The sequence below is a fragment of the uncultured Merdimonas sp. genome, assembly GCF_963929015.1.
Taxonomy (GTDB): Bacteria; Bacillota; Clostridia; order Lachnospirales; family Lachnospiraceae; genus Merdimonas.
In genome coordinates this window covers 21,577-46,334 of record NZ_CAWVHE010000014.1, presented here as the reverse complement: position 1 = coordinate 46,334, position 24,758 = coordinate 21,577, and the positions used below count along the sequence as shown (strand labels likewise).

Annotated in this window: 27 protein-coding genes and 1 pseudogene; 23 read left to right on the top strand and 5 right to left on the bottom strand. The window is 49.7% G+C overall.

The features are described 5' to 3' along the window. Positions 1–15: 15 nt before the first annotated feature. Positions 16–1,002, top strand: a complete 987-nt coding sequence (locus tag ABGT54_RS10245) for a diaminopimelate dehydrogenase (RefSeq protein ID WP_346664017.1) — start codon at positions 16–18, stop codon at positions 1,000–1,002. Beyond that, entirely contained in the window at positions 999–1,760 is a 762-nt protein-coding gene (locus ABGT54_RS10240; RefSeq protein WP_346664016.1) for a TatD family hydrolase, read from the top strand. Before ABGT54_RS10245 ends, ABGT54_RS10240 begins: the two co-directional genes overlap by 4 nt. A gap of 20 nt (positions 1,761–1,780) precedes the next feature. Here the strand turns inward: ABGT54_RS10240 and ABGT54_RS10235 are convergent, their stop codons facing one another. Continuing rightward, entirely contained in the window at positions 1,781–2,125 is a 345-nt protein-coding gene (locus tag ABGT54_RS10235) for a hypothetical protein (protein WP_346664015.1), read from the bottom strand. A gap of 125 nt (positions 2,126–2,250) precedes the next feature. Here ABGT54_RS10235 and ABGT54_RS10230 point away from each other — a divergent pair, with 125 nt between their 5' ends. The 4 genes from ABGT54_RS10230 (at position 2,251) to ABGT54_RS10215 (ending at position 5,802) form a co-directional block, all read left to right on the top strand. Next, the gene (locus tag ABGT54_RS10230) at positions 2,251–2,472 is read left to right on the top strand and encodes a helix-turn-helix transcriptional regulator (protein WP_346664014.1); all 222 of its coding nucleotides are present in this window, start codon (positions 2,251–2,253) and stop codon (positions 2,470–2,472) included. A 110-nt stretch (positions 2,473–2,582) separates the two neighbouring features. Continuing rightward, positions 2,583–3,479: a 16S rRNA (adenine(1518)-N(6)/adenine(1519)-N(6))-dimethyltransferase RsmA gene (rsmA, locus tag ABGT54_RS10225; RefSeq protein ID WP_346664013.1), complete on the top strand. Its 897-nt coding sequence runs from the start codon at positions 2,583–2,585 to the stop codon at positions 3,477–3,479. A 28-nt stretch (positions 3,480–3,507) separates the two neighbouring features. Beyond that, on the top strand, positions 3,508–4,875 hold the full coding sequence (locus ABGT54_RS10220; protein WP_346664012.1) for a citrate/2-methylcitrate synthase: 1,368 nt from the start codon (positions 3,508–3,510) through the stop codon (positions 4,873–4,875). Then, entirely contained in the window at positions 4,876–5,802 is a 927-nt protein-coding gene (locus tag ABGT54_RS10215; protein ID WP_346664011.1) for a lysophospholipase, read from the top strand. Positions 5,803–6,128: 326 nt separating this feature from the next. On the opposite strand, the gene ABGT54_RS10210 is transcribed toward ABGT54_RS10215, so the two are convergent. The 3 genes from ABGT54_RS10210 to ABGT54_RS10200 all read right to left on the bottom strand — a co-directional run bounded on the left by ABGT54_RS10210 (position 6,129) and on the right by ABGT54_RS10200 (position 8,422). Next, entirely contained in the window at positions 6,129–6,455 is a 327-nt protein-coding gene (locus ABGT54_RS10210; RefSeq protein WP_346664010.1) for a sporulation initiation factor Spo0A C-terminal domain-containing protein, read from the bottom strand. A 323-nt stretch (positions 6,456–6,778) separates the two neighbouring features. Continuing rightward, a complete protein-coding gene (locus ABGT54_RS10205) occupies positions 6,779–7,942 on the bottom strand; it encodes a tyrosine-type recombinase/integrase (RefSeq protein ID WP_346664009.1) in 1,164 nt (387 codons plus the stop codon). A gap of 75 nt (positions 7,943–8,017) precedes the next feature. Beyond that, positions 8,018–8,422 (bottom strand): helix-turn-helix transcriptional regulator, encoded by a 405-nt coding sequence (locus ABGT54_RS10200; RefSeq protein WP_346664008.1) that lies wholly within the window; start codon positions 8,420–8,422, stop codon positions 8,018–8,020. A gap of 144 nt (positions 8,423–8,566) precedes the next feature. On the opposite strand from ABGT54_RS10200, the gene ABGT54_RS10195 reads away from it, so the two are divergent. The 16 genes and pseudogenes from ABGT54_RS10195 to ABGT54_RS10120 all read left to right on the top strand — a co-directional run bounded on the left by ABGT54_RS10195 (position 8,567) and on the right by ABGT54_RS10120 (position 22,214). Then, entirely contained in the window at positions 8,567–8,761 is a 195-nt protein-coding gene (locus ABGT54_RS10195) for a hypothetical protein (protein ID WP_346664007.1), read from the top strand. A gap of 65 nt (positions 8,762–8,826) precedes the next feature. Continuing rightward, positions 8,827–9,057, top strand: coding sequence for a helix-turn-helix transcriptional regulator (locus ABGT54_RS10190; RefSeq protein WP_346664006.1), 231 nt, complete (start codon positions 8,827–8,829; stop codon positions 9,055–9,057). After that, positions 9,054–9,551, top strand: coding sequence for a hypothetical protein (locus ABGT54_RS10185; RefSeq protein ID WP_346664005.1), 498 nt, complete (start codon positions 9,054–9,056; stop codon positions 9,549–9,551). Before ABGT54_RS10190 ends, ABGT54_RS10185 begins: the two co-directional genes overlap by 4 nt. Before the next feature lie 74 nt (positions 9,552–9,625). Further along, a complete protein-coding gene (locus ABGT54_RS10180; protein WP_346664046.1) occupies positions 9,626–10,684 on the top strand; it encodes an AAA family ATPase in 1,059 nt (352 codons plus the stop codon). 190 nt (positions 10,685–10,874) lie between these two features. Then, a complete protein-coding gene (locus tag ABGT54_RS10175; protein ID WP_346664004.1) occupies positions 10,875–11,201 on the top strand; it encodes a hypothetical protein in 327 nt (108 codons plus the stop codon). 120 nt (positions 11,202–11,321) lie between these two features. Next, on the top strand, positions 11,322–11,528 hold the full coding sequence (locus ABGT54_RS10170; protein ID WP_346664003.1) for a hypothetical protein: 207 nt from the start codon (positions 11,322–11,324) through the stop codon (positions 11,526–11,528). Continuing rightward, on the top strand, positions 11,528–11,734 hold the full coding sequence (locus ABGT54_RS10165; protein WP_346664002.1) for a hypothetical protein: 207 nt from the start codon (positions 11,528–11,530) through the stop codon (positions 11,732–11,734). The genes ABGT54_RS10170 and ABGT54_RS10165 overlap by 1 nt, the downstream gene beginning before the upstream one ends. Beyond that, positions 11,727–11,918 carry a hypothetical protein gene (locus ABGT54_RS10160; protein ID WP_346664001.1) on the top strand — a complete coding sequence of 64 codons (192 nt, stop codon included), beginning with the start codon at positions 11,727–11,729 and terminating at the stop codon, positions 11,916–11,918. Before ABGT54_RS10165 ends, ABGT54_RS10160 begins: the two co-directional genes overlap by 8 nt. Before the next feature lie 69 nt (positions 11,919–11,987). Then, entirely contained in the window at positions 11,988–12,176 is a 189-nt protein-coding gene (locus ABGT54_RS10155) for a hypothetical protein (RefSeq protein WP_346664000.1), read from the top strand. A gap of 401 nt (positions 12,177–12,577) precedes the next feature. After that, entirely contained in the window at positions 12,578–13,069 is a 492-nt protein-coding gene (locus ABGT54_RS10150; protein WP_346663999.1) for a DUF4355 domain-containing protein, read from the top strand. A gap of 9 nt (positions 13,070–13,078) precedes the next feature. After that, positions 13,079–13,969 (top strand): hypothetical protein, encoded by an 891-nt coding sequence (locus ABGT54_RS10145; RefSeq protein ID WP_346663998.1) that lies wholly within the window; start codon positions 13,079–13,081, stop codon positions 13,967–13,969. A gap of 83 nt (positions 13,970–14,052) precedes the next feature. Beyond that, positions 14,053–14,922 (top strand): sigma-70 family RNA polymerase sigma factor, encoded by an 870-nt coding sequence (locus ABGT54_RS10140; protein WP_346663997.1) that lies wholly within the window; start codon positions 14,053–14,055, stop codon positions 14,920–14,922. Positions 14,923–15,217: 295 nt separating this feature from the next. Further along, complete coding sequence (locus tag ABGT54_RS10135) at positions 15,218–15,913, top strand: response regulator transcription factor (protein ID WP_346663996.1); 696 nt, start codon at positions 15,218–15,220, stop codon at positions 15,911–15,913. A 12-nt stretch (positions 15,914–15,925) separates the two neighbouring features. Next, complete coding sequence (locus tag ABGT54_RS10130; protein WP_346663995.1) at positions 15,926–18,490, top strand: HAMP domain-containing sensor histidine kinase; 2,565 nt, start codon at positions 15,926–15,928, stop codon at positions 18,488–18,490. A 122-nt stretch (positions 18,491–18,612) separates the two neighbouring features. After that, positions 18,613–19,772 (top strand): annotated as a pseudogene (locus ABGT54_RS10125) (SAM-dependent methyltransferase). 3 nt (positions 19,773–19,775) lie between these two features. Beyond that, a complete protein-coding gene (locus ABGT54_RS10120; protein ID WP_346663994.1) occupies positions 19,776–22,214 on the top strand; it encodes a hypothetical protein in 2,439 nt (812 codons plus the stop codon). A gap of 124 nt (positions 22,215–22,338) precedes the next feature. On the opposite strand, the gene ABGT54_RS10115 is transcribed toward ABGT54_RS10120, so the two are convergent. Further along, positions 22,339–22,836, bottom strand: a complete 498-nt coding sequence (locus ABGT54_RS10115; protein ID WP_346663993.1) for a QueT transporter family protein — start codon at positions 22,834–22,836, stop codon at positions 22,339–22,341. A 495-nt stretch (positions 22,837–23,331) separates the two neighbouring features. Here ABGT54_RS10115 and asnS point away from each other — a divergent pair, with 495 nt between their 5' ends. Then, the gene (gene asnS, locus ABGT54_RS10110) at positions 23,332–24,723 is read left to right on the top strand and encodes an asparagine--tRNA ligase (protein WP_346663992.1); all 1,392 of its coding nucleotides are present in this window, start codon (positions 23,332–23,334) and stop codon (positions 24,721–24,723) included. Positions 24,724–24,758 lie beyond the last annotated feature (35 nt).

Here is a 24,758-nt window from a genome sequence, read left to right as displayed (position 1 = left end):
AAGGAGGATAACATTGTGGATAAGATTAGAATTGGTATTGTAGGTTATGGTAATATTGGAAAAGGTGTGGAAAAGGCGATTGCCCGCAATGAGGATATGGAGCTGGCGGCTGTGTTTACCAGAAGAGATCCGGCGTCTGTGAAGATCGAGACAAAGACAGCGGCTGTGAAGTCCATGGATGATATGAAGGCGATGAAGGGCGAGGTGGATGTGATGATCCTCTGCGGCGGCTCTGCTACGGATCTTCCGGTGATGGGACCGCAGATCGCTGCGGATTTTAACACGATCGACAGTTTTGATACCCATGCAAGGATTCCGGAGTATTTTGCAAATGTGGATCAGGCTGCGAAGGCCGGGGAAAATGTGAGTATTATTTCTGTAGGCTGGGATCCGGGTATGTTTTCTCTGAACCGTCTGTATGCGGAGTCTATCCTGGTGCAGGGAAGCACTTACACCTTCTGGGGCAGGGGCGTCAGCCAGGGACATTCAGATGCGATCCGCCGGATCGAGGGTGTGAAGAATGCCATTCAGTATACGGTGCCGATCGAGGATGCGGTAAACCGTGTAAGAAGCGGAAGCGAACCGTCTCTTACGACCCGGGAGAAGCACCTGCGGGAATGCTATGTCGTGCCGGAGGAAGGCGCGGACTTAAAAGCCATCGAAGAGGCTATCAAGACCATGCCCAATTACTTTGACGAATATGATACGACTGTAACTTTTATCACTGAGGAGGAACTGAAGGAGCAGCACAGCCAGATGCCTCACGGCGGATTTGTGATCCGTACCGGCGAGACGGGAACTGAGGGCAGCAGACATGTGATCGAATATTCTCTGAAGCTGGATTCTAATCCGGAGTTTACGGCAAGCGTGCTGGTGGCTTATGCAAGAGCGGCGTACCGTCTGTCGAAAAAAGGCGAGAGCGGAGCCCGCACAGTATTTGACATCGCGCCGGCGCTTCTGTCTATGAAGACACCGGAAGAGCAGAGGGCAGAACTGTTATGATCTTTGACACCCATGCCCATTATGACGACGAGCAGTTTGACGGGGACAGGGAAGCGCTCCTTTCTTCCATGGAAAATGGAGGCGTCGGAGCCATTGTCAACGTCAGCGCTTCCTACGAGTCCTGCCGCCGGGTGATTGAGCTGGCCCGGGCGTATCCCTTCATGTACGCGGCGGTGGGCGTGCATCCGGACGAGGTGGGCGGCCTTAATGAAGCCAGGCTGGAGGAAATGAAAATCCTCTGTCAGGATCCGAAGGTGCTGGCGGTCGGCGAGATCGGCCTGGATTATTACTGGAACAAAGAATCGAGGGAACAGCAGATCTACTGGTTTGAGCGTCAGCTGGAACTGGCGCGGGAGGTGGATCTTCCGGTTCTCATCCACAGCCGGGAAGCGGCGGCGGACACCATGGAGATCATGAAAAAACACGCCGGCGATCTGACCGGCGTGATCCACTGCTATTCGTATTCCGCCGAGATGGCGAAAGAATATGTAAAAATGGGATTCTACATCGGAGTGGGAGGCGTTGTCACATTTAAAAACGCCAGAAAACTCAAAGAAACGGTAGAGGCGGTTCCCCTGTCGTCCATCGTACTGGAAACGGACTGCCCGTATCTGGCTCCTGTGCCTTTCCGGGGAAAACGCAACTCTTCGTTATACCTTTCTTACGTGGCGGAAGAGATCGCAAGGATCAAACAGGTTTCTCCGGAAGAAGTGACGGCGCAGACCTGGCAGAATGCAAAAGATCTGTACCGGCTGTAAAGGCAGGCGGCGCCGGGACTTCATAGAAGACGCCCGGACGCATCACAGCGTATGGTATCATACAAAATATGTAAATGATAATGCACCCCCGTGCGGTAGAGCTTTAGAGAATAGAAAGCCTGCCCGCGGGGGTTGTTGATATTTCGGTGCTTCTTGATCACCTCTCTGGCAATTTCCTCCTGGCGGACGGGGAGCAGCGTGTGCATCACCACCGTAAGGTCTGTTTCTGTAAGACCGGAGGAAGTAAATACGGAGGAAGCCATGACCTGGCAGGGAGCCGTTTCGATGGAGAGGAAGAGCGTAAGAGCGCAAAAAAGAAGGCCGGCGGTCAGATACAGTTTTCGGTAAAATTTCCAGCGGTTCATAAAAAATCCTTACGAAATCCTTTCATAGAAGATACAGTGTAATTACTTACAGTGTAGGTTAATATATCTATTTTTTCAATAAAATAATGGGTATACTTTAACAAAAGAAACGGTATGGTGAGAGTATGAGCACGATAAGGATTGATCTGGAGCAGGTACTGGCCAGCAAAGGCGTGAGCAAGACACAGTTATGCTATGCCTGCAGGCTGCAGAGAACACAGTTAAATAATTACTGCAAAAATAAGGTGGTAAGGGTGGATCTTCACACGCTTGCCAAGATCTGCGACTGCCTGGAATGTGGTATTGAAGACATCCTGAAGCTTGAAAATGACGGCCGGGATGACTGAAAGTTTCAAAAAGTTCATTTTTTCTTAATGATTATTTTTCTTTTTAGCTATATCCTTACGCCCCAAAATATTGTATAATGACACATATACTTGATAACTGGAGTGTAATGATGAGCGGTCCGACACTGGGAAATCCCAAAAATACAATAGAGATCCTGCAGAAATACAACTTCTCATTTCAAAAAAAATTCGGGCAGAATTTTCTGATTGATACCCATGTATTAGATAAAATCATAAAAGCGGCAGAGATTACCAAAGAGGATATGGTGCTGGAGATCGGCCCCGGCATCGGGACTATGACCCAATATCTGGCAGAGGCTGCCGGAAAAGTGATTGCCGTGGAGATTGACGCCAATCTGATCCCCATACTGGCGGATACCTTAAAAGAGTATGAGAATGTGCAGATCATCCATGAGGATGTTTTGAAACTGAATATCAGAGAACTTGCAGAGAAAGAAAATGGCGGAAGGCCGATCAAGATCGTGGCCAATCTTCCTTACTATATTACCACCCCGATTATCATGGGATTATTCGAGGGGCATGTCCCTGTGGACAGTATTACTGTTATGGTGCAAAAGGAAGTGGCGGAGCGGATGCAGAGTGGCCCGGGGAGCAAAGACTATGGCGCGCTGTCGCTGGCGGTCCAGTATTATGCAAGCCCCTATGTGGTGGCAAATGTACCGCCCAATTGTTTTATGCCCCGTCCGAAGGTGGGGTCGGCAGTGATACGTCTGACCCGGCACGAGCAGCCTCCGGTCGTGGTCAAAAATGAAGCTTTTTTCTTTCAGATCATACGGGCTTCCTTTAATCAGAGAAGGAAAACCCTGGTCAATGGCCTTTGCAACTCCGGTCAGATCCCGCTTTCCAGGGAAGCCATTGCCGAAGGGATCGAAAAGCTTGGAAAGGGAAGCAGCGTCCGGGGAGAGGCCCTGTCTTTAGAAGAATTTGCCGCTCTTGCGGATGATTTATGGGACCGGATCCCGTCTGACGGAGAGACTGGTTCTTAGAAAGAAACAGAAAGGAAGGGTGAAGCGCATGTCAACAAAGGAATACGCATTATTTGAAGTCACACCGGAAATCGAACAGTTTGCAAAGATCTGTGAGGAGAAAAATGCCATAGATAAAGAACTGTATGGGAAATATGAAGTCAAACGGGGACTCCGTGATTTAAACGGAAAAGGCGTTCTGGCCGGGCTTACGAATATTTCCGATGTTTGCGCCACCAAAGTGGTGGACGGCAAAGAGGTTCCCTGCGCGGGCAATCTTTATTACCGTGGTTATAATATCAAGGATCTGGTAAAGGGATTTCTGGAGGCAGATCATTACGGGTTTGAAGAAATTTCTTATCTGTTGCTTTTTGGAGAACTTCCCAGCCAGCAGGAGCTTGCTACTTTTCACAATACCCTGGTAGAGCGGAGAACCCTTCCCCCTACTTTTGTGCGGGACGTGATCATGAAAGCGCCCAGCCGGGATATGATGAACAGCCTGTCCAGGTCTATTTTAAGCCTGTATTCTTATGATGCCATGGCAGACGATACTTCAATCCCCAATGTGCTGCGTCAGTGTCTGAACCTGATCAGTCAGTTCCCCATGATGATGGTTTACGGTTATCACGCATATAACTACCGGATGGGAGACGATCTGTTTATTTACGCCCCTTCTCCGGAACTGTCCACAGCAGAAAACATCCTGATGATGTTAAGAGAAGACCGGCAGTATACCAAGCTGGAGGCAAGGATCCTTGATATGGCGCTGGTGCTCCATATGGATCACGGCGGAGGAAATAACTCTACCTTTACGACGCATGTGGTTACTTCTTCGGGAACAGATACTTACTCCACCATTGCGGCTGCCATGGCCTCGCTGAAAGGGCCAAAGCATGGCGGCGCCAACATTAAGGTCACTCAGATGTTTGAGGATATGAAGGAAAAAGTGCACGACTGGGAAGACCGGGACGAAGTGCGGGATTATCTGCTGAAACTATTGAATAAAGAAGCCTTTGACCGGAAGGGACTGATTTACGGAATGGGACACGCGATCTATTCTGTGTCCGACCCGAGAGCAGACATTTTCAAAGATTTTGTCAAGAAACTGGCCAAAGAAAAGGGATACGAAAAAGAGTACGCGCTTTATGAGATGGTAGAGCATATGGCGCCGGAAGTCATTGCAGAAAAGCGTAAGATTTACAAAGGCGTCAATGCAAATGTGGATTTCTACAGCGGACTGGTGTACAGTATGCTTGGCATCCCGTCGGCTCTTTACACGCCGATCTTCGCGGCGGCGCGTATCGTAGGCTGGAGCGCGCACAGACTGGAAGAGCTGATCAACGTGGATAAGATCATCCGTCCGGCGTATAAGCCGCTTGCGCCGTATCGGGATTATGTAAGAATGGAAGACCGTTAAATGAGACAGGAATTTTATTATCCTTCTTCTGACGGAGAGACCCAGATCCATGCCATCGAGTGGATCCCGCAGGGGGAAGTAAAAGGAGCCTTGCAGATTTGTCATGGGATGGTGGAATACATTGGCAGATATGATGATTTTGCTTCCTGGCTCTGCAAACAGGGATGGTATGTGACCGGCAATGACCATCTGGGACACGGCGGTTCTGTGACCACAGAGGAAAATTACGGGTATTTTCATGAACCGGACGGGAACCGGTGCGTGATCGAAGATATCCACACGTTACGAGAACGCACCAGGAAAACATATCCGGAGGTTCCGTTATATCTGTTGGGGCACAGTATGGGATCTTTCCTTCTGCGTCAGTATCTCTTAACTCATGGCAGAGGTCTTGCCGGAGCGGTGATCATGGGAACAGGCGAAAAGAGTATTCCGCTTTTGCAGGCAGGACAGATGCTCTGTCGTTTGATCGCGGCGTTCCGCGGATGGCATTTCCGAAGCCGGTTCATTGACCGGATGGGACTTGGCAGTTATAATAAGCGGTTTGAGCCCAGTGTGAGCAATAAAGAATGGGTCACTTCAGATCCCGTGATCCGGGCGGTATACGAGGCTGACCCACTGTGCAGCTTTACCTTTACGGTGAACGGCTATTATCAGATGTTTGAAGGAATGAAGAAGATTTCCGGGAGGAAGGGGGCTGTTCGGATCCCCAGAACACTTCCCATACTTCTGATATCCGGGCGTCAGGATCCGGTAGGGGATTTCGGAAAGGCTGTGGAAAAAATCTTTCGGGGATACCAGGAAGCAGGGATCAGAGACGTGACATTAAAGCTGTATGAGAATGACCGGCATGAGGTTCTCAATGAGCAGAATCGACAGCAGGTCTATGAAGATATTTTGCAGTGGATGAAAGAGCGGCTGGCCTGAACGGGCGGCCGCTTTTGATAAATGAAAAGAACAGACAAGACAGAGAGCAGAAAAGAGGATTTACAGCGAAACCCCGCAGGCACTATGCCTGCGGGGTTCGTTGTTGTTATAGCTATCTAAAGGAATGAGAGTAAAGTATATGCCGCTGAAAAAAATAATCTGCGGTAATGTACTTTAATGAGGGGGAGATAGTATTCTTAACTATCTGTGTTTTAGTATAAGGTACAAATATGTCTAAAATATGTTAAAACTATAAAAGAAAAAGAAAATTTCTTAAGAGTGGCTTAAGGAACAGAAAAAAACGGTCAAACCACAAAAATATCCGACTATTTTCGGAGATGTGCAGTCAGGATATCCAGAAATTCGCTGGAAGTAGGACGGATCCGGATAGGGTGAAGAGCGATTTCCTGAAGAAGAGAAACATTTCCACGTTCCCAGCAGACTTTGACCGCAGTACGGATATCACGCTCCACACTGCTGCTGGTAGTGTGAAAATACTTTGCGATCTGGGGATACAGAAGTTTGCTGACGGATAAGAGATAATCTTCATCAATCAGGCACAGGCGGATTCCGTAATTCAGATAGCGGTAACCCCGGTAAGTGGCGCCAATCCCCAAAGAGCGCAGCAGCCGTTCAATCTCTTTTTCGTTCATGTCACTTTCTCCTCAAAAACATAGTGGCATACCATTTTGTACATTATATCCAAAAAAGACAGATAAATAAGATTTTCAGACAAAAATAGAAATAATACGAAAAAATACGACCTTCTGCGACATTATTTCAGGTGGGTACAGGGTAAAACGCAATTTGGGACGTAGACCTTTGCAAAAAGTCTACGTCCCCATTCATAATTTCATAAGACGAAAAACGCCCGCAAACCACGCAAATCCGCGGCTTACGGGTATGGAAAGATACTAATAAAACACTATCAAAATACCCATGAGCGGACCCGGACAGATCGCACTCATGGGTAAAATTAAATTTTCTCTATTTCTTCTCGGAGCTGCTCCACGCTCATGTGGGAGTAGACTTTCTCATTGATATCCTTGCCAGCGTGCCCCATGATCTTGTATCTGGCCACCCGGTCAGCCTTCGCCGCGATCAGCAGCGAGTTGAAGGTGTGCCGGCAGTCGTGGGGTGTGTGCTTTTCGGTGATCCCGCAGGCTTTCAGTGCCTGGTCAAAGTATTCCCGGTATTTGTCCTCTGTGATGTCCTGCTGGCCATCGTGATAGATCAGGCTGCAGAAACGGGCGTCATACCGCGCGGCCACCATATCATAGATCTTGGAGTGGATCGGGACGGTTCTGCCGCGGCTGTAGCGGTTCTTTGACCCACCTGTGAACGTCCGGGCGTCCAGATCTATGTCTGAAAGGGGCATCCTGGCCAGTTCGTTGATACGCCACCCCGAATAACAGTAGATCAGGATGGTGTCCACAAAAGGCAGCTCCTTATGGTCCCAGAGACGCCAGAGATCTTCCTGGGTAAAGGGGACCCCTCTCTCTGTATCATCTTCCTTGCTGATCCGAACGAACTCGGCGCAGTTTTTGGTCACGATGTCAAACTGCAGGGCATAGCGGTATATCTGGTTAAGAAGAGTTTTCACATGCTCTAGTTTGGCGTAGGAATAATCTTCCCGGTCCAGGAGCTCCTGCAGCTCTATGGCCGTGATCTCGGACATCACAAGCCTGTGCAGCGGTTCGCAGTTCTTGAAAGCTGCTATCATGCAGTACTGGGAGCTGGTCCGGCCGGCCTTGTTGTCGGGATCCTTTCGGTATTTCCATTTATACCAGTCCCGGAACACCTGGGCAAAGGTCTTCCTGCGGCTGCCTATGCTGTACGGTTCTCGGTTGTACTCGGCCAGGGCGATGTCTGCAGAGACCCGATCCGGGAAGTTCCCCAGGACGTCATAGCGCGGATAGCCCCATTCATCAATACGGGTATTTACGCGCACCTGGAAGGGCCGCCGCCGGCTCCCTGATAGTTTCACTATGGTCCCGGTGCCGTTCCTGCGGCGCTTTCCCGGGCTTTTTGCCTTGCGGGGTACACTTGTCCCATCACGCAGGGGAAAACCGCAATGAGGGCAGGAATACGCCTTGTCAGACACCTTCCCGGAGCATTCCGGGCATGTGGTAAGTGCCATTGTATCATTCTCCTTTCTCGGCTGGGGCGGCTGGATCGGTGAATGATATGAGGTTTTACTCAATTTTGAGTAGATCTATTCGGTGTCTTTGCGCTTGCTCTTTACAAATTCCGCAAACTGCCGGATTTCTTCTAATTCTTCCTCTGTGTATTCGTCACCGTCAAAATGAGCGGCCAATGTAGTAGGAGCATTTTTCTTCTTAAAATATGCTTTTGTGGCTTCGGCATTTGCAACGGGGCCCGGCGGGATGTCCTTAAAGTCGTAATTTCCGACTTTTCCCCGTAGTATATCGGCCGTTGTGTCAAGTTGTTTCGCAATCTTGTCGTAAAGGTCGGCCGAGGGTTCTCTATTACCAGCACCTAAAGTTTCATATCTTCTAATACTCATCAGAGACACACCTACGGCGGTCGCAAGTTCGGCCTGTGTCATTCCTTTATTTTTTCTGTGCCATTTTATGCTTTGTGCAGTGAAATCACTCAAGTTACTCACCTCCAATTTAATATTAGCACATAGGAGACCCGAACGGAACTATTTTAAAAAAAAAAATATTGACAAAAGACCCGAACGGAACTATTATAACAATAGAATAGTTCCGAATGGAACCATAAGAAAGGCGGTGAAAGAATGAGGATTAGCAAAGAGAAGCTTGATCTTGCCAAAGCTAGAGCCTGCAAAGGAACAAAAGACCTTATTGCTGCTGGGATCCCGAGGGGAACAATGTGCAGGGTGTACCGAGACGATTTAAAGCCGGACACAGTCGGCAAGATCGCCAGGGCTCTCGGCGTAGACGTTACCGAGATCATCGAAACAGAAGACTGACAAGCTGGGGCGGCTGGATCAGTGAATGAAGTGTTGCGACGTCGCAACAGAAAGGAGAGGAAAGCATGGTATGCGGAAAAGTTGAAGTGATCATCAATGCTATGGTGGCGTCCTGCCTGTCTCCCCAGGAGATTGCAGAGAAAGCCGGGGTCTCCATTAATATCGTTTACCGGGTCCGCAAGGGATATATGGTGAAGATGGAGCGCTTCGGGAAGGTCTGCAAGGCTTTAGGGCTTTCACCAGAAGAGGCGATTGATTACGAAAGGATGAAGAAATTCAAGGATCGGCAGTCATGAGAGTGTCTAAAGATGAATTTGATCAACTGTGTGCTGCTTATGACGCTGCAGAACAGGCCGGGGAGTTTGACCAGCTCTTTAAAGGCGAGATCCATCCCAGGGAGGGGCCAAACAAAGAGGAGTTCCTGCACTCGTTCAGCACGGGGATGAAGCTATACAAGAGCACTTTCCTTAAGATCTACGGCTATGAGCTTTCATATCCGGGATATGCAGAGAAGGCTCTGGCGTGGCTGGAAATGCTCGGCTGCAGTAAGGCCAGGGCATATTATTCCGGCGTAGTGGTGGAGTTTGAGCACCAGCATGAGAAGGAGCTGAAGAGCGCGGCGCACTGGTATAAAGATCAGTGCGAGAACGAATGGGAAAATATGAAAAGGAAGGCGGTGAGGGAGTCACGGAAACAGCGAGAAGTGGAACATCTGAAAGCGGACTTACAACAGAAGAGCGACAGAGAGCTATTGATCTTATTGCAGATGTTGAAGCAGAGCGGCGCATAAGCGAAAAGGCAGTCTATGACAAAGGAAAATTCCGGCCTATAAAGCATAAGCGTGAAAAAGTTTCTCTTGTGTGTATGTCCGATGTAGAAGAGGAAGAAATAACATGGCTATATCAGCCTTATGTGCCCAGGGGTAAGGTGACAATCTGCGCTGCATACCCAGGAACAGGGAAAACGTATCTTCTTTGCTATATGGCGGCCTGTGTATCCACTGGAAGGAGTTTTTTTAATCAAGTACCTTTTAATGCTGATCCTGGTCGAGCGATCTATCTGACGGCGGAGGACGGCATAGGAGACACGATAAAGAAACGTCTAAGGATCTGCGGGGCTAATATGGATAATATTGCTACAGTAATAGAGCAGAAAACACAGCTTGCCTTTGACAGCCCGGAGATTGAGGAGTTCATGCGGGATTACAAGCCGGATCTGATGATTTTCGACCCTTTCCAGGCATACATAGGCGAAGAGGTGGACATGAATGCACCGAATAAGACCCGAGACAAGCTGGGCCTTATATCGTCCCTGGCTGAAAAATATGATGTGGCTGTGGTACTGATCTGTCACTTTAACAAGAACGGCAAAGGTGACGCGATCACCCGAGTTCTGGGATCTACTGACATTATGGGGATCTGCCGAAGCTATATCGCACTCGGGCCAGTCCCTGGAGAGGACGACATGAAATTCATGTCACATGAGAAGTCAAGTCTTGCGAAGAGAGGGAAAACTATCCTTTTTGAAATAGATCCTGACAAGGGCGGCGTGGTGTATCTGGGAGAAAATAGTCTGACTATGGACGATTATACAGCCATCAGAAACAAGAAGAGGGCTAGAGATGCCCCTGCTCTGGAGGCTGCAAAGCAGTTTATTGTGAACAATATGCCGGAAGGACGTAGGCTAGCAAAGGAGCTTAAGACCTTGGCAGAGGCTAACAAGATTTCTGAAAAGTCATTAAGGAACGCTAGGGAAGAACTCGGAATAATTATAAGAAAAACGAAAGAGTTTCCACCGAGAAGTATATGGATCCTTCCAGGGCATGAAGAAGATCAGACAGAAGAAACGGAACCAGTACCAGTACAGGGAGAACTCCCTATAGACAAACTTCTAAATGGGGCAAGTACGGAAGAAAGCCCATAAAATCAATATTTTTACGTACTTGTCAAAATGGGCAAGTACGACAGTACGGTTGAACACGTACGTGCCCTAGTACCTGCGTAGTTGTTCACTTGGTCAAGTACGGAGAAGGCCAGTAAAATCAAGGGTTTCACGCAGTTGTGCCATAGTAGTTTGGTTACCTATAAGAGAATATGAAAGGAGAGACAGAGTAATGAAGAAAACTGATTTATTAAAGGGCCTGCAGCTTTTCGCAGGCGGTGAGGACGTGGCAATAGACAGCATTCTGGATCTGCTGGGAGATCATGGGGATATGACGGCAAACATGTCTGATGAAGCCGTGGCCATGCTGGTGATTGCCAGCCGGTTTGAGAATATCGCCCGGGTCCTGGAGGACATCAACGGCACTCTGATCAGCATGAGTGCAGATATCCACGCCCTGGGCGAGTGTGTCGGCTATGAGCCGCCGCGCCAGGGATATGCACAGAGCAACGGACGTCACTTCCTGCAGATCGGCGGGAGCGTAGACACTGGGGTATAAAAAAATAAGCCCCATAGAGAGCGGCAACTCCCCACGGGGCAATGTATCTTTCACGGCTGGGCGGCTGGGAAAGGATACAGATACATAATAACACGGATTTCAAAGAAAGGGTAGATAGATATGAAGAGAAATATGTGGAAGGTCGCAAAGGAGACAAGGATCCCGATGGCTTACGATCTGACTTATGGCGAGGCGATCCAGATCAAAGAAAAGTATGAAAGCGGTGAAACAAATGCCAAGTTTGACGCTATCATTACCGCTTTTCGGTATGGCTTTGCACTGGCGCAGCGGATGGAGGCTAATAAGAGAAAGAGAGGTGCAGCGTAATGGCTAAGGTAACAGAAAAAAAGATGGATCAGATCTATAATGAGTATCAAGAAAATGTTAACTGGCCAGCGTCAGAACAGACAAGAAGCTGCTACAGCGAGTTCTGCCGGGTTCTTGATGACTATGTGGCGGCTGCCTGCGAGGATGCTTTTAAGAATGGCTATAAATATGCAATGATGCAGAATGGAGGAGCGGTCCATGAATAAAGATAAGGGATATGATCTTTACAGCCTGTCTGTAGAGATCAGCGGCATAGCGGCCATAGTGACAGGGCTGGGAAATACTCTTGATAAGGATTGTGACCGGCTGAATGACGAATACTTCCGACTTGCGCTCAACGGGGTATCAGACCATCTTGAGCGGATCGCGAAAGATCTGGAAGAACTGTAAAGCCCCTGCCCTCCCTGGGGAGCTGCGCCAACAGCAGAACCGGGGCGGCGGGAAGAAGGGAGGTAGATCATGAGTATAAGGATCAGGGTGTCATACACCAACGAGGAGGAGCTTGCCGGAGTGATCCGGCTGCTCGCCCCTATGGTGAAGTCCTGGAAGGTGGCAAAGAGGCAGGAGGGTGCACACAAAAACGCATACATATGCCTGCGGACAGAACAAACAAAGAACGGCGAGAGGGTGCAGGATCCAGGGAAGTAGAGGGCCGGAAAAGGAACGCCAAAACGAACGTTACCGTTCGCAACGGCCCTATTGCACCGTTCGGATTGTGTGCGGCGTACAAGAGAATAAAAGAGCCTTGCCGGTATCCTGTGAGTGTGATATACTTGATTTAGAGCATATAGATCAAGTACCGCACCGGGGATACCTCCACGGTGTAAGCCTTAGAGGGCGTGGGAAATGACTTAATTCCAGAAATGGAAGAAAGCCGTTTCCTGCGCCCTCTTTTTATATGCTCACCTGTATTTATTTCCGTAGTGCGGCATCACGTTAAACTGCCAGACATCCGGCGGGGCAGTAGGTTTTTCTTAATTTCCCCTGCTGCCATGCCGGTATCACGCCTAACCTAAATTAGTCTACTGGACGTTAAACAGGAGGATGTTATGGAAGATAACACAAGGCAGGGAACCGTTACCGAAGAGCAGAAGACGGGACAGCAGCAGGGAGCCGATCATCAGCACGAGGATCCCCAGGAAGGGCATCAGAGGCAGCCGAGGACCTTCACAGAGGAAGAGGTCAACGACATTGTGAGAAAGCGCCTGAACCGGGAAAGAGAGAAGCTGACGAAGGCTTTCGAAGAAGGGACCAGAGAGAGCGACCTTGACGAAAGGGAACGCAAGATTTTAAAGCGAGAGCTAAGGGCCGACACGCTGGAGAAGCTGGCTGAAAACGGCATGCCCGCCGGCCTGGCTGATCTGGTGAACTATGACAGCGCGGAAGAGTGCGAGAAGAGCCTGGCAACTGTTTCTGCAGTGTTTAACCAGGCTGTGAATGAAGCCGTTAGAGGAAAAGCCAGACAGTCCACGCCCAGGGACGGCGGCGGCTATACCGGCCGGCCGGATCCACTTGCCGGAGCCTTTGGCCTTAAGAGGTGATAATAGAAAATGGCAATGGATTTAACAACAAAATATCAGCCCTATGTGGATGAGGTATTCACCACAGAGAGCAAGAAGTCCCTGCTGACCAACAATGATTTTAGTTGGACAGGGGCGCACACGATCAAGGTGTATAAAGTAACAACCGGCCAGATGAACGACTACGACCGGCCGGGCGAGAACATGGGTAAGGTGGTTGTGGATGAGGACTCTGAAACACAGACTGTCATGTTATCCAGGTATGGGGCTATTGAGTCCCTGGACGCAACTACAGAAGAAATGACCTTGAAAAAGGATCGTTCCTTTACCTTTGCGATCGACAAGCTGGACGCGGACGAGACACAGCAGCAGTTGTCTGGGGCGTCTGCTCTGGCCAGACAGCAGAGAGAGGTCGTGATCCCGGAGGTAGATGCTTATACCTATGGCGTAATGGCCACAGGAGCAGGAACCAAGCCCGCAGCGATTACGCTGACGGAGACCAACATCTATACCGAGATCATTAAGGCGAATACCGTGTTAGATGATGCGGAAGTCCCGGATGACGGAAACAGATCTATTGTGGTAACGCCTGCAGTCCTGGAACTGATGAAAAAGTGTGATGACATCACGCTGAACAGCGACATCGGGGCAGAGCTCCGGCTGAAGGGTGTAGTAGCCGATCTGGATGGCCTGCATGTGATCAAAATACCGAAGAAACGTCTCCCGGCTAACTTCGGATTTATGGTGGCCCATCCGTGTGCTACAGTGGCGCCGACCAAGCTGGAGGAGTACAAGCTGCATTCCAGTCCGCCGTTTATCAGCGGTGATCTGGTGGAGGGCCGTATTGTCTATGACGCTTTTGTCCTGGACAATAAGAAGATGGCGATCTACTACCAGGAGAACAAGGCAGCTACGGGCTAAGAGACAAGTACAATAATTTGATAAAAGCACCCTGGGCGGGTTCCTCTCCTTACCGCCTGGGGTGTTTTTGAAAGGCGGCGCATATGATGGACAATGAACAGCTTGTAGCCCGGATCCAGTCCGGGGAGAATGAAGCGGAGAACATGCTGCAGCTCTGGAAGCAGAACAAGGGCTTTATCGCAACGATCGCCCGGAAGTATTCTGCAGTGGTGGAGATGGAAGATCTGGAACAGGAGGGTTATATAGGTCTGTGTGAGGCTGTAAGGCGCTATGAGCCAGACAAAGGGACTCCGTTCATCAATTACGCAGCTTTCTGGATCCGGCAGGCTATGAGGCGGTATGTAGATAACTGCGGGGCCGTGGTGCGGCTTCCCTCCAATATGGTTGACTGGATCAGAGCGTATAAAAGGGCGGCGGGCCAGTACAAGCAGGCCTATGGAGAATGGCCCTCAGATGCGGCCATGTGCTGGCTTTTGGACATCAGCCATAAGAAGCTCCGGGAAATCCGGCAGGCGGCCAGGATGGGCGATATTGGGAGCCTGGACGCTCCTCTGGAAACGGAGGACGGAGATCTGACTGTGATGGATATGGTCTCTTCCGGGGAAGAGCTGGAAGAAGACGCCTGCAGGAGGCTGGACAGGGAGAGGCTGGAGAGTACGGTCTGGGACGTAGTGGATCAGCTCCCGGGAGATCAACCGGCTATACTACACATGGTCTATCAAAAAGGCATGACCCGGATCCAGGCTGGTGAAGCCCTGGGATATGGGAACGGGAAAGTTCACCTTGAAGAAAACAAGGCTCTGCGGACGCTTCGGAACACACGCAAGGGGCGAGAGCTGCGGGCTTATTATGAGGAGCATCTGGCGGTGGCGCCAGTTCGTCACAGGGGCCTGCAGACGTTCCTGACAACATGGGAGAGCGAGGTTGAAAGGGATGTGCTACGGAGAATATAGGAACCCAGATCGGGGAGCTGCCGGGGTTCCCGGTGATACTAGTAAAATGATACTAGTAAAAGCGTAGGTCAGTGATACTAGTAAAACACTAATAAAAAATAATGGCCGTATTGAAGAAATTGCAAGAAATCAGAAAATCGCGTAAAACTGCCATTTCTGACAATATGAGATAATGCAGTTATCTGTAAAATCTTAGGTGGTTTCATAATTTCTTAATAATTTTCGTGAATGGCTCTTAAAAATTTCCTGTTATTCTTGTATAGTAAACAAGGAAACAATGTGGGAGGTGGAGAAGATGGCGAAGATCTTAGTATGTGATGATGATAAGGAGATTGTGGAGGCGATTGATATTTATCTGTCCCAGGAAGGCTATGAGGTCTATAAAGCTTATGACGGGGAGGAGGCGATAAAGGCTTTGAAGTCGGGAGGTGTCGATCTTTTGGTGATCGATGTGATGATGCCCCGGCTTGACGGGATCCGCGCGACTTTGAAGATCCGGGAAAATATGAATATTCCGATTATTATTTTGTCGGCAAAGTCTGAGGATGCGGATAAGATCCTGGGATTAAATGTGGGAGCGGACGATTATGTGACAAAGCCTTTTAATCCGCTGGAGTTGGTGGCAAGGGTGAAGTCCCAGCTGCGTAGGTATACTCAGCTTGGCAGTACGGCCGCGGATACCGGAAGTGCGGTCTACACCACAGGTGGTCTTGCAATCAATGACGATCTGAAAGAGGTGACGGTAGACGGAGAACCGGTAAAGCTGACGCCCATCGAATATAACATATTGTTGTTCTTAGTAAAAAATCAGGGAAAAGTGTTCTCTATTGATCAGATTTATGAAAGGATCTGGAATGAGGATGCGATCGGAGTGGATAATACGGTTGCAGTGCATATCCGCCATATCCGGGAAAAAATCGAGATTAATCCGAAAGAGCCCAGGTATCTGAAGGTGGTCTGGGGCGTAGGATACAAGGTAGAGAAGCTTTAGAAAGGAGCAGATATGAGTCAGAAATGGTATCGGAAAAATGTTGTGAAGGCCATTGTCATTTTTGCAGAGCATGCGCTGCTTCTGGTAATGGTGGCTTGTGTGTTGTGGCTGATGTCTTATCCGGTGTTAAGGAGTGAGATCTTTCGGGGAACGCACGCTGAAAAATATGAGGATACCAGTGCGTTTGCGGAGCAGGTGCTGCACACAGGTATCGGGATCAGCAACGCGCTTGGCAGAAGAGATGTGTTTGAAACGGATGGAGTGTATGATCCGGATAAGATCATAGATGTGGTCAGATATAATCAGGGAAAGACTGCGGACGTGGAAGATCACGGAAGTCTCTCTTACCGTCTGGGAGATATGGTGGACTGGGGAAAGACCATCAATCAGGGGGCCGGAGAGACCGGGGAGGATGAGAATACTATCATCGTGTGCCGCAGGGCGGATGATACCTATCATTACTATTATTATAACGAATTCCGGGATTTGATCCTGAGCGGAGAGCTTTCCTTTATTACCGCAGGTGGAGAAGGAGAAATGAGTCAGGAGGACATTCTTCTGTCTTTGCGGGACCAGACGTTTTCTGCCGGAGGCGCGGAGTTTGCAGTACAGGGAATCCGTGACAAGGATGACCGGGTCCTGTATGTGGACTGTTGGAACTATGACGGATACTGGTGCAGCGAAGAGTACCAGACGGCAGAAGGAAAGACGATCCTGGAAGTTGCCAATGAGGATGAAACATGGAACGGGCGGTTAAGTCAGGCTTTTGATGAGGTAGAAACAGCAGTAATGGCCGTGAGCTGGGAGGTAGAGGATTATCAGAATGTTCTGGATGCTTATCAGGAAGGAGATACCAACCTTGCTTATTTCTATGTGGATCAGACGGCAAAGGAAATTTTTTCCAACCGGCAGGAATACCAGGAGGGGAAGGATCTGGAGACGACTCTTGAAAAGATAAAAGAGAATGGCAAATATGTCATTGTTTATCCCAGGCTTGCTGATTTTGAAACCAATATGAAATCGGTTGATGCCGCGAACTGGCGGGACGCTCTGCAGGTGCAGGATGAGAGCTATGTGTTTGCTTTAAGTGTGGACACCAGCTACCCGGTACAGGATAGTTTTTACACGGAGAGCCGGATGTATGAACAACATGGCGGCACAGCAATCCGGGTCTTTGCAGCGGGTGTGGCTGCGGCCGTCTTATTTGCCATGGGGCTGATCTGGCTGACCCTCGCGGCGGGCCGGCGTCCGGAGGACGAGGAGCTGCATCTGAGCGGATTTGATCGCTGGAAAACAGAGCTGGCGGCAGTTCTTATCTTTGTCCTGTGGATCGTCCCGGTATTGTTGATTGGCGACATGGTTACGCTAACGGCGGGCGTGGTCTATGATGAATATGGAAATATAATCCATGCCAATGCATTTGAGAACAGCATATTTTCTTCGGCAGAAAATACAGTGGCGCTGACCTTGATCGTCTGGTATACCTGTGCGATGTTCCTTGCGGGGTACTTAAGTCTGGTACGCAGGATCAAAGCAAAGACGCTGTGGAAGGACAGTCTGCTGCGGAGCATTCTGCATTTTGTGAAAACCATATTCCAGCATCTCCCGGTGCTCTGGCAGATGCTCCTGGCTTTTGGCGTGCTCGTGCTGTTTCACTGGATCGCATTTTTCAGCTATGGAAGCTTTTTCTTCTTCGGGATCATGGTGCTGGCTGAGGCAGGAGCATTTGTATATCTGGTCCGGGATGGTATCGGAAAGCAGCGGATCAAAAAGGGGATCGAGAAGATTGCAGGAGGCCAGGTGGATTACAAGATCAACCGGGCCGGACTTTCCAGAGAACAGCAGGACATTGCCGATAAGATCAACTCCATCGGCGAAGGGCTTGACCGGGCGCTGGCGGAGAGCATCAAGAGCGAGCGACTGAAGACAGACCTGATCACCAATGTGTCTCATGATATTAAGACACCGCTGACCTCCATCATCAATTATGTGGAGCTTTTGAAGCAGGAAAATTTCCAGGATCCCAGGATCCGCAGATATATAGAGGTGCTGGAGCAAAAATCACAGCGGCTGAAGACACTGACCGAAGATGTCGTAGAGGCATCCAAGGTAAGTTCAGGAAATATTACTTTGGAATATATGGATCTGAACTTTGTCGAAATGATCCAGCAGACCAGCGGCGAATTTGAAGAAAAGTTCAAGGCCAGAAACCTTACAGAGGTACTGAATCTTCCAAATGAAGAAGTAGTGATCCGCGCCGACGGCCGCAGGATGTGGCGGGTGTTGGGGAATATTTACAACAACGCAGCCAAGTATGCGCTGGAAGGAACCAGGATCTACGCAGATCTGAAAGTAATAGACGGCCACGCCGTGTTCAGCCTGAAAAACATATCGCAGCAGCCACTGAACATATCAGCCGATGAACTGACCGAACGCTTCATCCGGGGCGATATCTCCAGAAGCACAGAAGGCAGCGGTCTGGGGCTGTCTATCGCCAAGACACTGACAGAAATGCAGGGCGGCAGCTTCGAGCTATATCTGGACGGAGATTTGTTCCGCGTAACCATCACGTTTTAATTTGGGACGTAGACCTTTTGCAAAGGTCTACGTCCCAAATTGCGTTTTGCCCTGTCACTTTTTGCATTTTACCCTGTACCCTATTGCGGTTATCGTCAAAAAACATTACAATATAGGGTACTATGGATGAATTAAGAATTTTATTACAGGAAAATCTAAATACAGAGTTTCTGTCGGCGGTGCTTAGTAATCCCCGGGAGAAGGAAGAGGTGCAGAAGGTGAAGGTGCGTCCGCTTCTGCACAAGGGGGAGCTTCTTTTTCAGCTGGAGTCTTTCAGGAACCGGCAGGCGTTTCATGAGAACCTGCCGCCTGTTAAGGCGGCGGATGCGCTGCTTGCTTATATGGAAAATATGAGGCAGATGCAGTTTGAGACGGTGCGGTATGTCTATACGGTGCTGGTGAGTAAAAAGGGAAAGGTCACGATTAAGCGCAAGGCGCAAAAGCCAGACTCTGACGAAGCGCCCAGGACGGCGGATCTTTCGCACAACCGGCGCAAGCGTTATATCCTGGAAGAAGGCCGTCCGGTGCCGTTCCTGAAGGATCTTGGCGTGATGACCGGCGAAGGGAAAATCGTGCAGGCAAAATATGATAAATTCCGTCAGATTAACCGATTCCTGGAGTTTGTCGAAGATATCCTTCCGCGGCTTAATAAGGACAGGGAGCTTACGATCCTGGACTTTGGCTGCGGAAAATCCTACCTGACGTTTGCTGTGTATTACTATCTCCATGAGCTGAAGGGGTACCGCGTCCGGATCATCGGTCTGGATCTGAAGGAGGATGTGATCGCCCGGTGCAGGGAACTGGCGGAGAAGTATGGCTATGAGAAGCTTACGTTTCTTAAGGGAGATATCGCGGATTACACCGGCGTGGACCGGGTGGACATGGTGATCACCCTGCATGCCTGTGATACGGCCACCGACTATGCTCTGGCAAAGGCAGTGGCATGGAAGGCGGAAATCATCCTGTCGGTTCCCTGTTGTCAGCATGAGCTGAACGGACAGATCGCAAACGAGGTGCTAAGACCGGTATTAAAATATGGCCTGGTCAAAGAGCGGATGGCTGCGCTGATCACCGATGCCCTTCGGGGAAACTATCTGGAGCGGGAGGCTATGACGTCCAGCTCCTGGAATTTATTGATATGGAGCATACACCTAAAAATATACTTATCCGGGCAGTGCGGAATGGAAAACAGGGGGAGAATCAGGATTCCATTAGAAAATGCGAAGAATTTCTGCAGGTTTCACCTACGCTGGGCCGGCTTCTGGATCACAAAGGGGAATAATAAATGAAGTGGAAAAAACGACTGATACACGCAGGGATACTGGCCGCTGTTTTTGTGGCGGCCGTGGCAGTGTTTGCGTATTTTACCAATAGAGGAAACGATAGTATGACAGCGGATATGGGGGCGGCCAGGTTCCCACAGATATCCTTTGCCTATCAGGGCTACAGTCTGAACACCCTGCCGGGTTACGCAAAGCAAATGGACATCCCCTCCATGCGGGACACTATTACGCCGGTCGAGAACGGCAGGTTGGACGTGTCTGTCCAGTCTCACGGGAATAAGATCAGGCAACTTTCCTGGACGATTTATACGCCGGACGGGGAGACCCGGCTGGGGAAAGGAAAAGAAAAAAATCCGGCGGAAACCGTTTCTCTGGAGATTTCGCCAAAAGAACTGGAAGGCAGGGAGAACGTGCTGGAGATCGTGCTCTCGACGGAAGAAGAGGATGCGATCTACTACTATACCCGTATAACGGACGCTGCGGGGAAAAATGTTCTGGAAAATCTCAATTATATCAAGAGTTTTCACGACGGGGCGCTTGCCAAAGACAGTGAGTCCGGCGTAGAAGCGGCCCTGGAGCCGGAGGAAGAGGGGGGAAGCTCCTCATTTTGGCGCGTCACTATTCATTCGGATTATGAGCACGTTTCCTGGGGGAATCTTAATCCCCAGGTGGAGAAGGGCGAGCGGTGGATGATCAAAGAGATCAACGATGTGTCCATTTCAGCAGAGATCCAGTTCCTGGTAAGATGTGCAGGTGATGAGAATGAGACCGATCTGTACCAGACCAGAGAATATTTTCGCGTCAGACATGCGGCGGATGCGGGAACCACTTATCTTCTGGATTATGACCGGACTATGGAACAGTTCTTTGATCCGACCCGGCATGTGTTAAGTGAAAACGGCATCCTGCTCGGGGTGACGGATCCGGATGTTTCCTATCTGGTAAATGGCGACGGCTCCATTGTGTCTTTCGTGACGGCAGACGAGCTGTGGAATTATAATAAAAATACCGACGAGGCATCTCTGGTGTTCAGTTTTATGAGCACGGAGAATACAGATGAGAGAAATCTGGTACGCCAGCATAAGATCAGGCTGCTGGAAATGGACGATGACGGGAATACGACCTTTGCGGTCTACGGCTATATGAACCGGGGAGAGCATGAAGGAAAGGTGGGCGCCGCGGTCTATACCTATGATATCGCACAGAACTCTGTGGAAGAAAAGGTGTTTGTCTCCATTGACCAGTCCGGCGGACACGCCTTAAATGAGCTGGGGAAGGTAATGTATTACAGCGCTTCCCGTGAGATCCTTTATACAATGGTAGGCGGAGAGCTGTATGAATATACGCTGGAGAAAGGCCTTAGCCGGACTGTGACAGAGGGACTGAAAGAAGGGCAGTATGCCGTATCGGCAGACGGCAGTATGGTGGGATATCAGACAGGCGGAGACCTGGATGCGGCAGATACCATGAAAGTGATGAATCTGAAAACCGGCAAAGAGTGGGGAACCTCCTGTGCAGAAGGAGAATGTATCCGGCCGCTCGGGTTTATTAACCAGGATGCAGTCTGCGGCGTGGCCCGTATAAGCGACGCCGGCAGAACCGTGGCGGGAGAGACCGTGCTTCCCTTCTATAAAATTGAGATCCGGGGCGCCAACGGGAAGGTCAAAGAAACCTATCAGGCGGACGGGATGTATGTGCTGGACGTACAGATCAGTGATAATATGATCACTCTGGAGCGGGCGGTGAAGGATGGAGCAGTATTTACCGGCACAGCGCCGGATTATATTACCAATAATGCCGCGCGCACGGAAAGCAACATTTCTCTGGAATCTTACAGTACAGAGTTAAAAGGAACGCAGATGCGCCTGACCTATGAGGACGGCATTTCTGACAAAGAGCCAAAGGTGCTTAAGCCCAAGCAGGTGCTGTTTGAAAATACACAGGAATTGTCTTTTGACACAGAGGAGCGAAAAGATCGTTATGATGTGTTTGGATATGGGGAACTGGTGAAAAGTTATGAGAATGCAGGGGAAGCCATCCGTCATGCCGATGAGATCAGCGGCGTGGTGGTGTCCGCGTCCCAGGACTATATCTGGGAGCGGGGCAACCGGAATCTGCAGTACAACATCACAGGAAAAGATGCCCTGATCGAAGAGATCCGAAGTCGTCTGACGGCTGGAGAAGCACCGGTGACAGTGATGAAAGAAGTGAATAGCGAGTGCCTGGATCTTACCGGCTGCACGACAGAGCAGATCCTGTATGTGATCAATACCGGCCGGCCGGTCATTGCCATGCTTGATCCCGAACAAGCGGTAATCCTGGTGGGTTACACCGAAAGCAGCGTGATCTATGTCCATCCGGACAGCGGCGAGCGCAGCAGCGCAAGCTATGGAGAAATGGATCAGATGACGGCGGGAAGCGGCAATACCTATATTGGATAGCATTTCCGGATACGCTGCAGAAAACAGAAAAAAGAGAAGAAAAAAGAGCGGAGCTCCTGTGACAAGAAGATCACAGAGCATCCGCTCTTTTAGCGTCTTTTCGACATTTTTGATTTCGTAAAAATTATTTTCTGCCCGCAGGAACGAACAGCCGTCCCCGATATCTCTTCAGAGCAGTGTACAGCAGGAAGCCCAGTACGCCGCAGGAAACCACTTCGCCGATCCCCACGGTCAGCATCATAAACGGAATGGGCAGCGCGACGCCATAGGCGTACCGCAGCACAAACGGCACAATCACGATGTTGGAAATAACCGGTGGCAGCGCCAGCAGCGGAAAAGCCTGATTTTTTAATTTGCAGGTGAAAAAAGCGCCGATCAGAGTGGCCAGACTTCCGCAGATGATGTCCGGAAGGATGGCTCCGCCCAGGGTATTGCCGATCAGACAGCCGACAAACAGTCCAGGGATCGCGGCCGGAGTAAAGGCCGGCAGGATCGTGAGAGCTTCAGCGATGCGAACCTGTACCTCGCCGAAAGAGAAGGGTGCAAAGACATAAGTAAGCACCACGTAGATGGCAGCGATCATAGCTGCCTGGGTCAGAAACGTAACATTCTGCTTTTTCATTTTTTTGTCTCCTTTAGTTTTGTTTTACGAGTGGAAGGTCTCGAACACTCGGCACATTTTACGGCGGTGACCGCCGGCAGACCTTGAAAGACCTTGGTTTAGACGGGTCTGCGATGAAAGTTAGTATAGCATGGCGGCAGCAGGAAATCAAGAAAAAGGTGGCTGGCATTGCTGACATTCGTATTTACGTTTATCAGATAATGTAATAAGCATAGAAAAACCACCCTTTAAACTTTGGCGAGTTGGGGTGGTAATTCTATTATCATTCAACGAGGCCAACCACTTTGTGGCGGTTGTTCTTTTTGTGTCTTTAATATAGCATATCTGGTTGAAGAGTGAAAGGGCGGTTCGGGTTTCCGGGGCGGGGATTTTGCGTTTACCCGCCCTGTGTTTTTTGGCTCTCCCGATGGCCAAGCTTTAAAAATCACGAACAATGTGTTATAATGGGCGAAAAGTATTTTGAGAAATAGCAGAGTAAAGGAGCAATAGGATACCATGAATTTGACACAGATCAGAGATTTATTTAAGAACAGGGAAGCTTACCTGGATCAGAAGGTCACAGTAGGCGGCTGGATCCGCAGTATTCGCGACTCCAAAACCTTTGGTTTTATCGTACTGAATGACGGCACTTTTTTTGAACCGCTGCAGGTGGTTTATCATGATAAGATGGACAATTTTGCCCAGGTTTGCAAATTAAATGTAGGGACAGCGGTAATCGTGACCGGTACACTGGTGGCGACTCCGCAGGCCAAGCAGCCGTTTGAGATCCAGGCGGACAGCGTGGAGGTGGAGGGAGCCTCTTCTCCGGATTATCCGCTGCAGAAGAAGCGTCACAGCTTTGAGTATCTGCGGACGATCTCTCATCTGCGTCCAAGGACCAATACTTTCCAGGCGGTATTCCGCGTGCGGTCTTTGACAGCTTATGCGCTGCACAAGTTTTTCCAGGAGCGGGGATTTGTCTATGTGCATACACCGCTGATCACAGGTAGCGACTGTGAGGGCGCGGGGGAAATGTTCCGTGTAACCACGCTGGATATGGAAAATGTTCCGAAGACTGAGGAAGGCCATGTGGATTACAGCAAGGACTTTTTCGGAAAAGAAACCAGTCTGACGGTCAGCGGTCAGTTAAATGCGGAAGCCTACGCGCAGGCGTTCCGCAATGTCTATACCTTCGGGCCGACCTTCCGGGCGGAAAATTCCAACACGACCCGGCATGCGGCCGAGTTCTGGATGCTGGAGCCGGAGATGGCCTTCGCGGATCTGGAGGATGATATGATGCTGGCGGAGGCAATGCTGAAGTATGTGATCAATTATGTGCTGGAGCATGCGCCGGAAGAGATGAACTTCTTTAACTCTTTTGTAGATAAGGGTCTGCTGGACCGTCTCCACAATGTTGTTTCTTCTGAATTTGCGAAGATTACCTACACAGAGGCGATCGAACTTCTGGAAAAGGAGAACGACCGGTTTGAGTATCAGGTTTCCTGGGGAACAGATCTGCAGACAGAGCATGAGCGCTATCTGACAGAAGAGGTGTTCAAGCGGCCTGTATTTGTAACAGATTATCCGAAAGAAATTAAAGCGTTTTATATGAAACAAAATGATGACGGAAAAACAGTGGCAGCAGTGGACTGCCTGGTTCCGGGTATCGGTGAGATCATCGGCGGAAGCCAAAGAGAGGATGATTACGAGAAGCTTCTTGCCCGTATGAAAGAGCTTGGCATGAAAGAAGAGGAGTACGGCTTCTATCTGGATCTTCGCAAGTACGGCTCCACCAGACACGCGGGATTCGGGCTGGGATTTGAGCGCTGCATCATGTATCTGACCGGTATGAGCAATATCCGGGATGTAATACCCTTCCCGCGTACCGTGAACAACTGCGAGCTGTAGGCGTTTGGGATCTTTTGCGACGGTCCGCATTGCGG

Coding starts and splice junctions, on each gene's coding strand:
- ABGT54_RS10240 (WP_346664016.1), top strand. CDS start 999: ATGATCTTTGACACCCATGCCCATTATGACGACGAGCAGTTTGACGGG.
- ABGT54_RS10235 (WP_346664015.1), bottom strand. CDS start 2,125: ATGAACCGCTGGAAATTTTACCGAAAACTGTATCTGACCGCCGGCCTT.
- ABGT54_RS10230 (WP_346664014.1), top strand. CDS start 2,251: ATGAGCACGATAAGGATTGATCTGGAGCAGGTACTGGCCAGCAAAGGC.
- rsmA (WP_346664013.1), top strand. CDS start 2,583: ATGAGCGGTCCGACACTGGGAAATCCCAAAAATACAATAGAGATCCTG.
- ABGT54_RS10220 (WP_346664012.1), top strand. CDS start 3,508: ATGTCAACAAAGGAATACGCATTATTTGAAGTCACACCGGAAATCGAA.
- ABGT54_RS10215 (WP_346664011.1), top strand. CDS start 4,876: ATGAGACAGGAATTTTATTATCCTTCTTCTGACGGAGAGACCCAGATC.
- ABGT54_RS10210 (WP_346664010.1), bottom strand. CDS start 6,455: ATGAACGAAAAAGAGATTGAACGGCTGCTGCGCTCTTTGGGGATTGGC.
- ABGT54_RS10205 (WP_346664009.1), bottom strand. CDS start 7,942: ATGGCACTTACCACATGCCCGGAATGCTCCGGGAAGGTGTCTGACAAG.
- ABGT54_RS10195 (WP_346664007.1), top strand. CDS start 8,567: ATGAGGATTAGCAAAGAGAAGCTTGATCTTGCCAAAGCTAGAGCCTGC.
- ABGT54_RS10190 (WP_346664006.1), top strand. CDS start 8,827: ATGGTATGCGGAAAAGTTGAAGTGATCATCAATGCTATGGTGGCGTCC.
- ABGT54_RS10185 (WP_346664005.1), top strand. CDS start 9,054: ATGAGAGTGTCTAAAGATGAATTTGATCAACTGTGTGCTGCTTATGAC.
- ABGT54_RS10180 (WP_346664046.1), top strand. CDS start 9,626: ATGTCCGATGTAGAAGAGGAAGAAATAACATGGCTATATCAGCCTTAT.
- ABGT54_RS10175 (WP_346664004.1), top strand. CDS start 10,875: ATGAAGAAAACTGATTTATTAAAGGGCCTGCAGCTTTTCGCAGGCGGT.
- ABGT54_RS10170 (WP_346664003.1), top strand. CDS start 11,322: ATGAAGAGAAATATGTGGAAGGTCGCAAAGGAGACAAGGATCCCGATG.
- ABGT54_RS10165 (WP_346664002.1), top strand. CDS start 11,528: ATGGCTAAGGTAACAGAAAAAAAGATGGATCAGATCTATAATGAGTAT.
- ABGT54_RS10160 (WP_346664001.1), top strand. CDS start 11,727: ATGAATAAAGATAAGGGATATGATCTTTACAGCCTGTCTGTAGAGATC.
- ABGT54_RS10155 (WP_346664000.1), top strand. CDS start 11,988: ATGAGTATAAGGATCAGGGTGTCATACACCAACGAGGAGGAGCTTGCC.
- ABGT54_RS10150 (WP_346663999.1), top strand. CDS start 12,578: ATGGAAGATAACACAAGGCAGGGAACCGTTACCGAAGAGCAGAAGACG.
- ABGT54_RS10145 (WP_346663998.1), top strand. CDS start 13,079: ATGGCAATGGATTTAACAACAAAATATCAGCCCTATGTGGATGAGGTA.
- ABGT54_RS10140 (WP_346663997.1), top strand. CDS start 14,053: ATGATGGACAATGAACAGCTTGTAGCCCGGATCCAGTCCGGGGAGAAT.
- ABGT54_RS10135 (WP_346663996.1), top strand. CDS start 15,218: ATGGCGAAGATCTTAGTATGTGATGATGATAAGGAGATTGTGGAGGCG.
- ABGT54_RS10130 (WP_346663995.1), top strand. CDS start 15,926: ATGAGTCAGAAATGGTATCGGAAAAATGTTGTGAAGGCCATTGTCATT.
- ABGT54_RS10120 (WP_346663994.1), top strand. CDS start 19,776: ATGAAGTGGAAAAAACGACTGATACACGCAGGGATACTGGCCGCTGTT.
- ABGT54_RS10115 (WP_346663993.1), bottom strand. CDS start 22,836: ATGAAAAAGCAGAATGTTACGTTTCTGACCCAGGCAGCTATGATCGCT.
- asnS (WP_346663992.1), top strand. CDS start 23,332: ATGAATTTGACACAGATCAGAGATTTATTTAAGAACAGGGAAGCTTAC.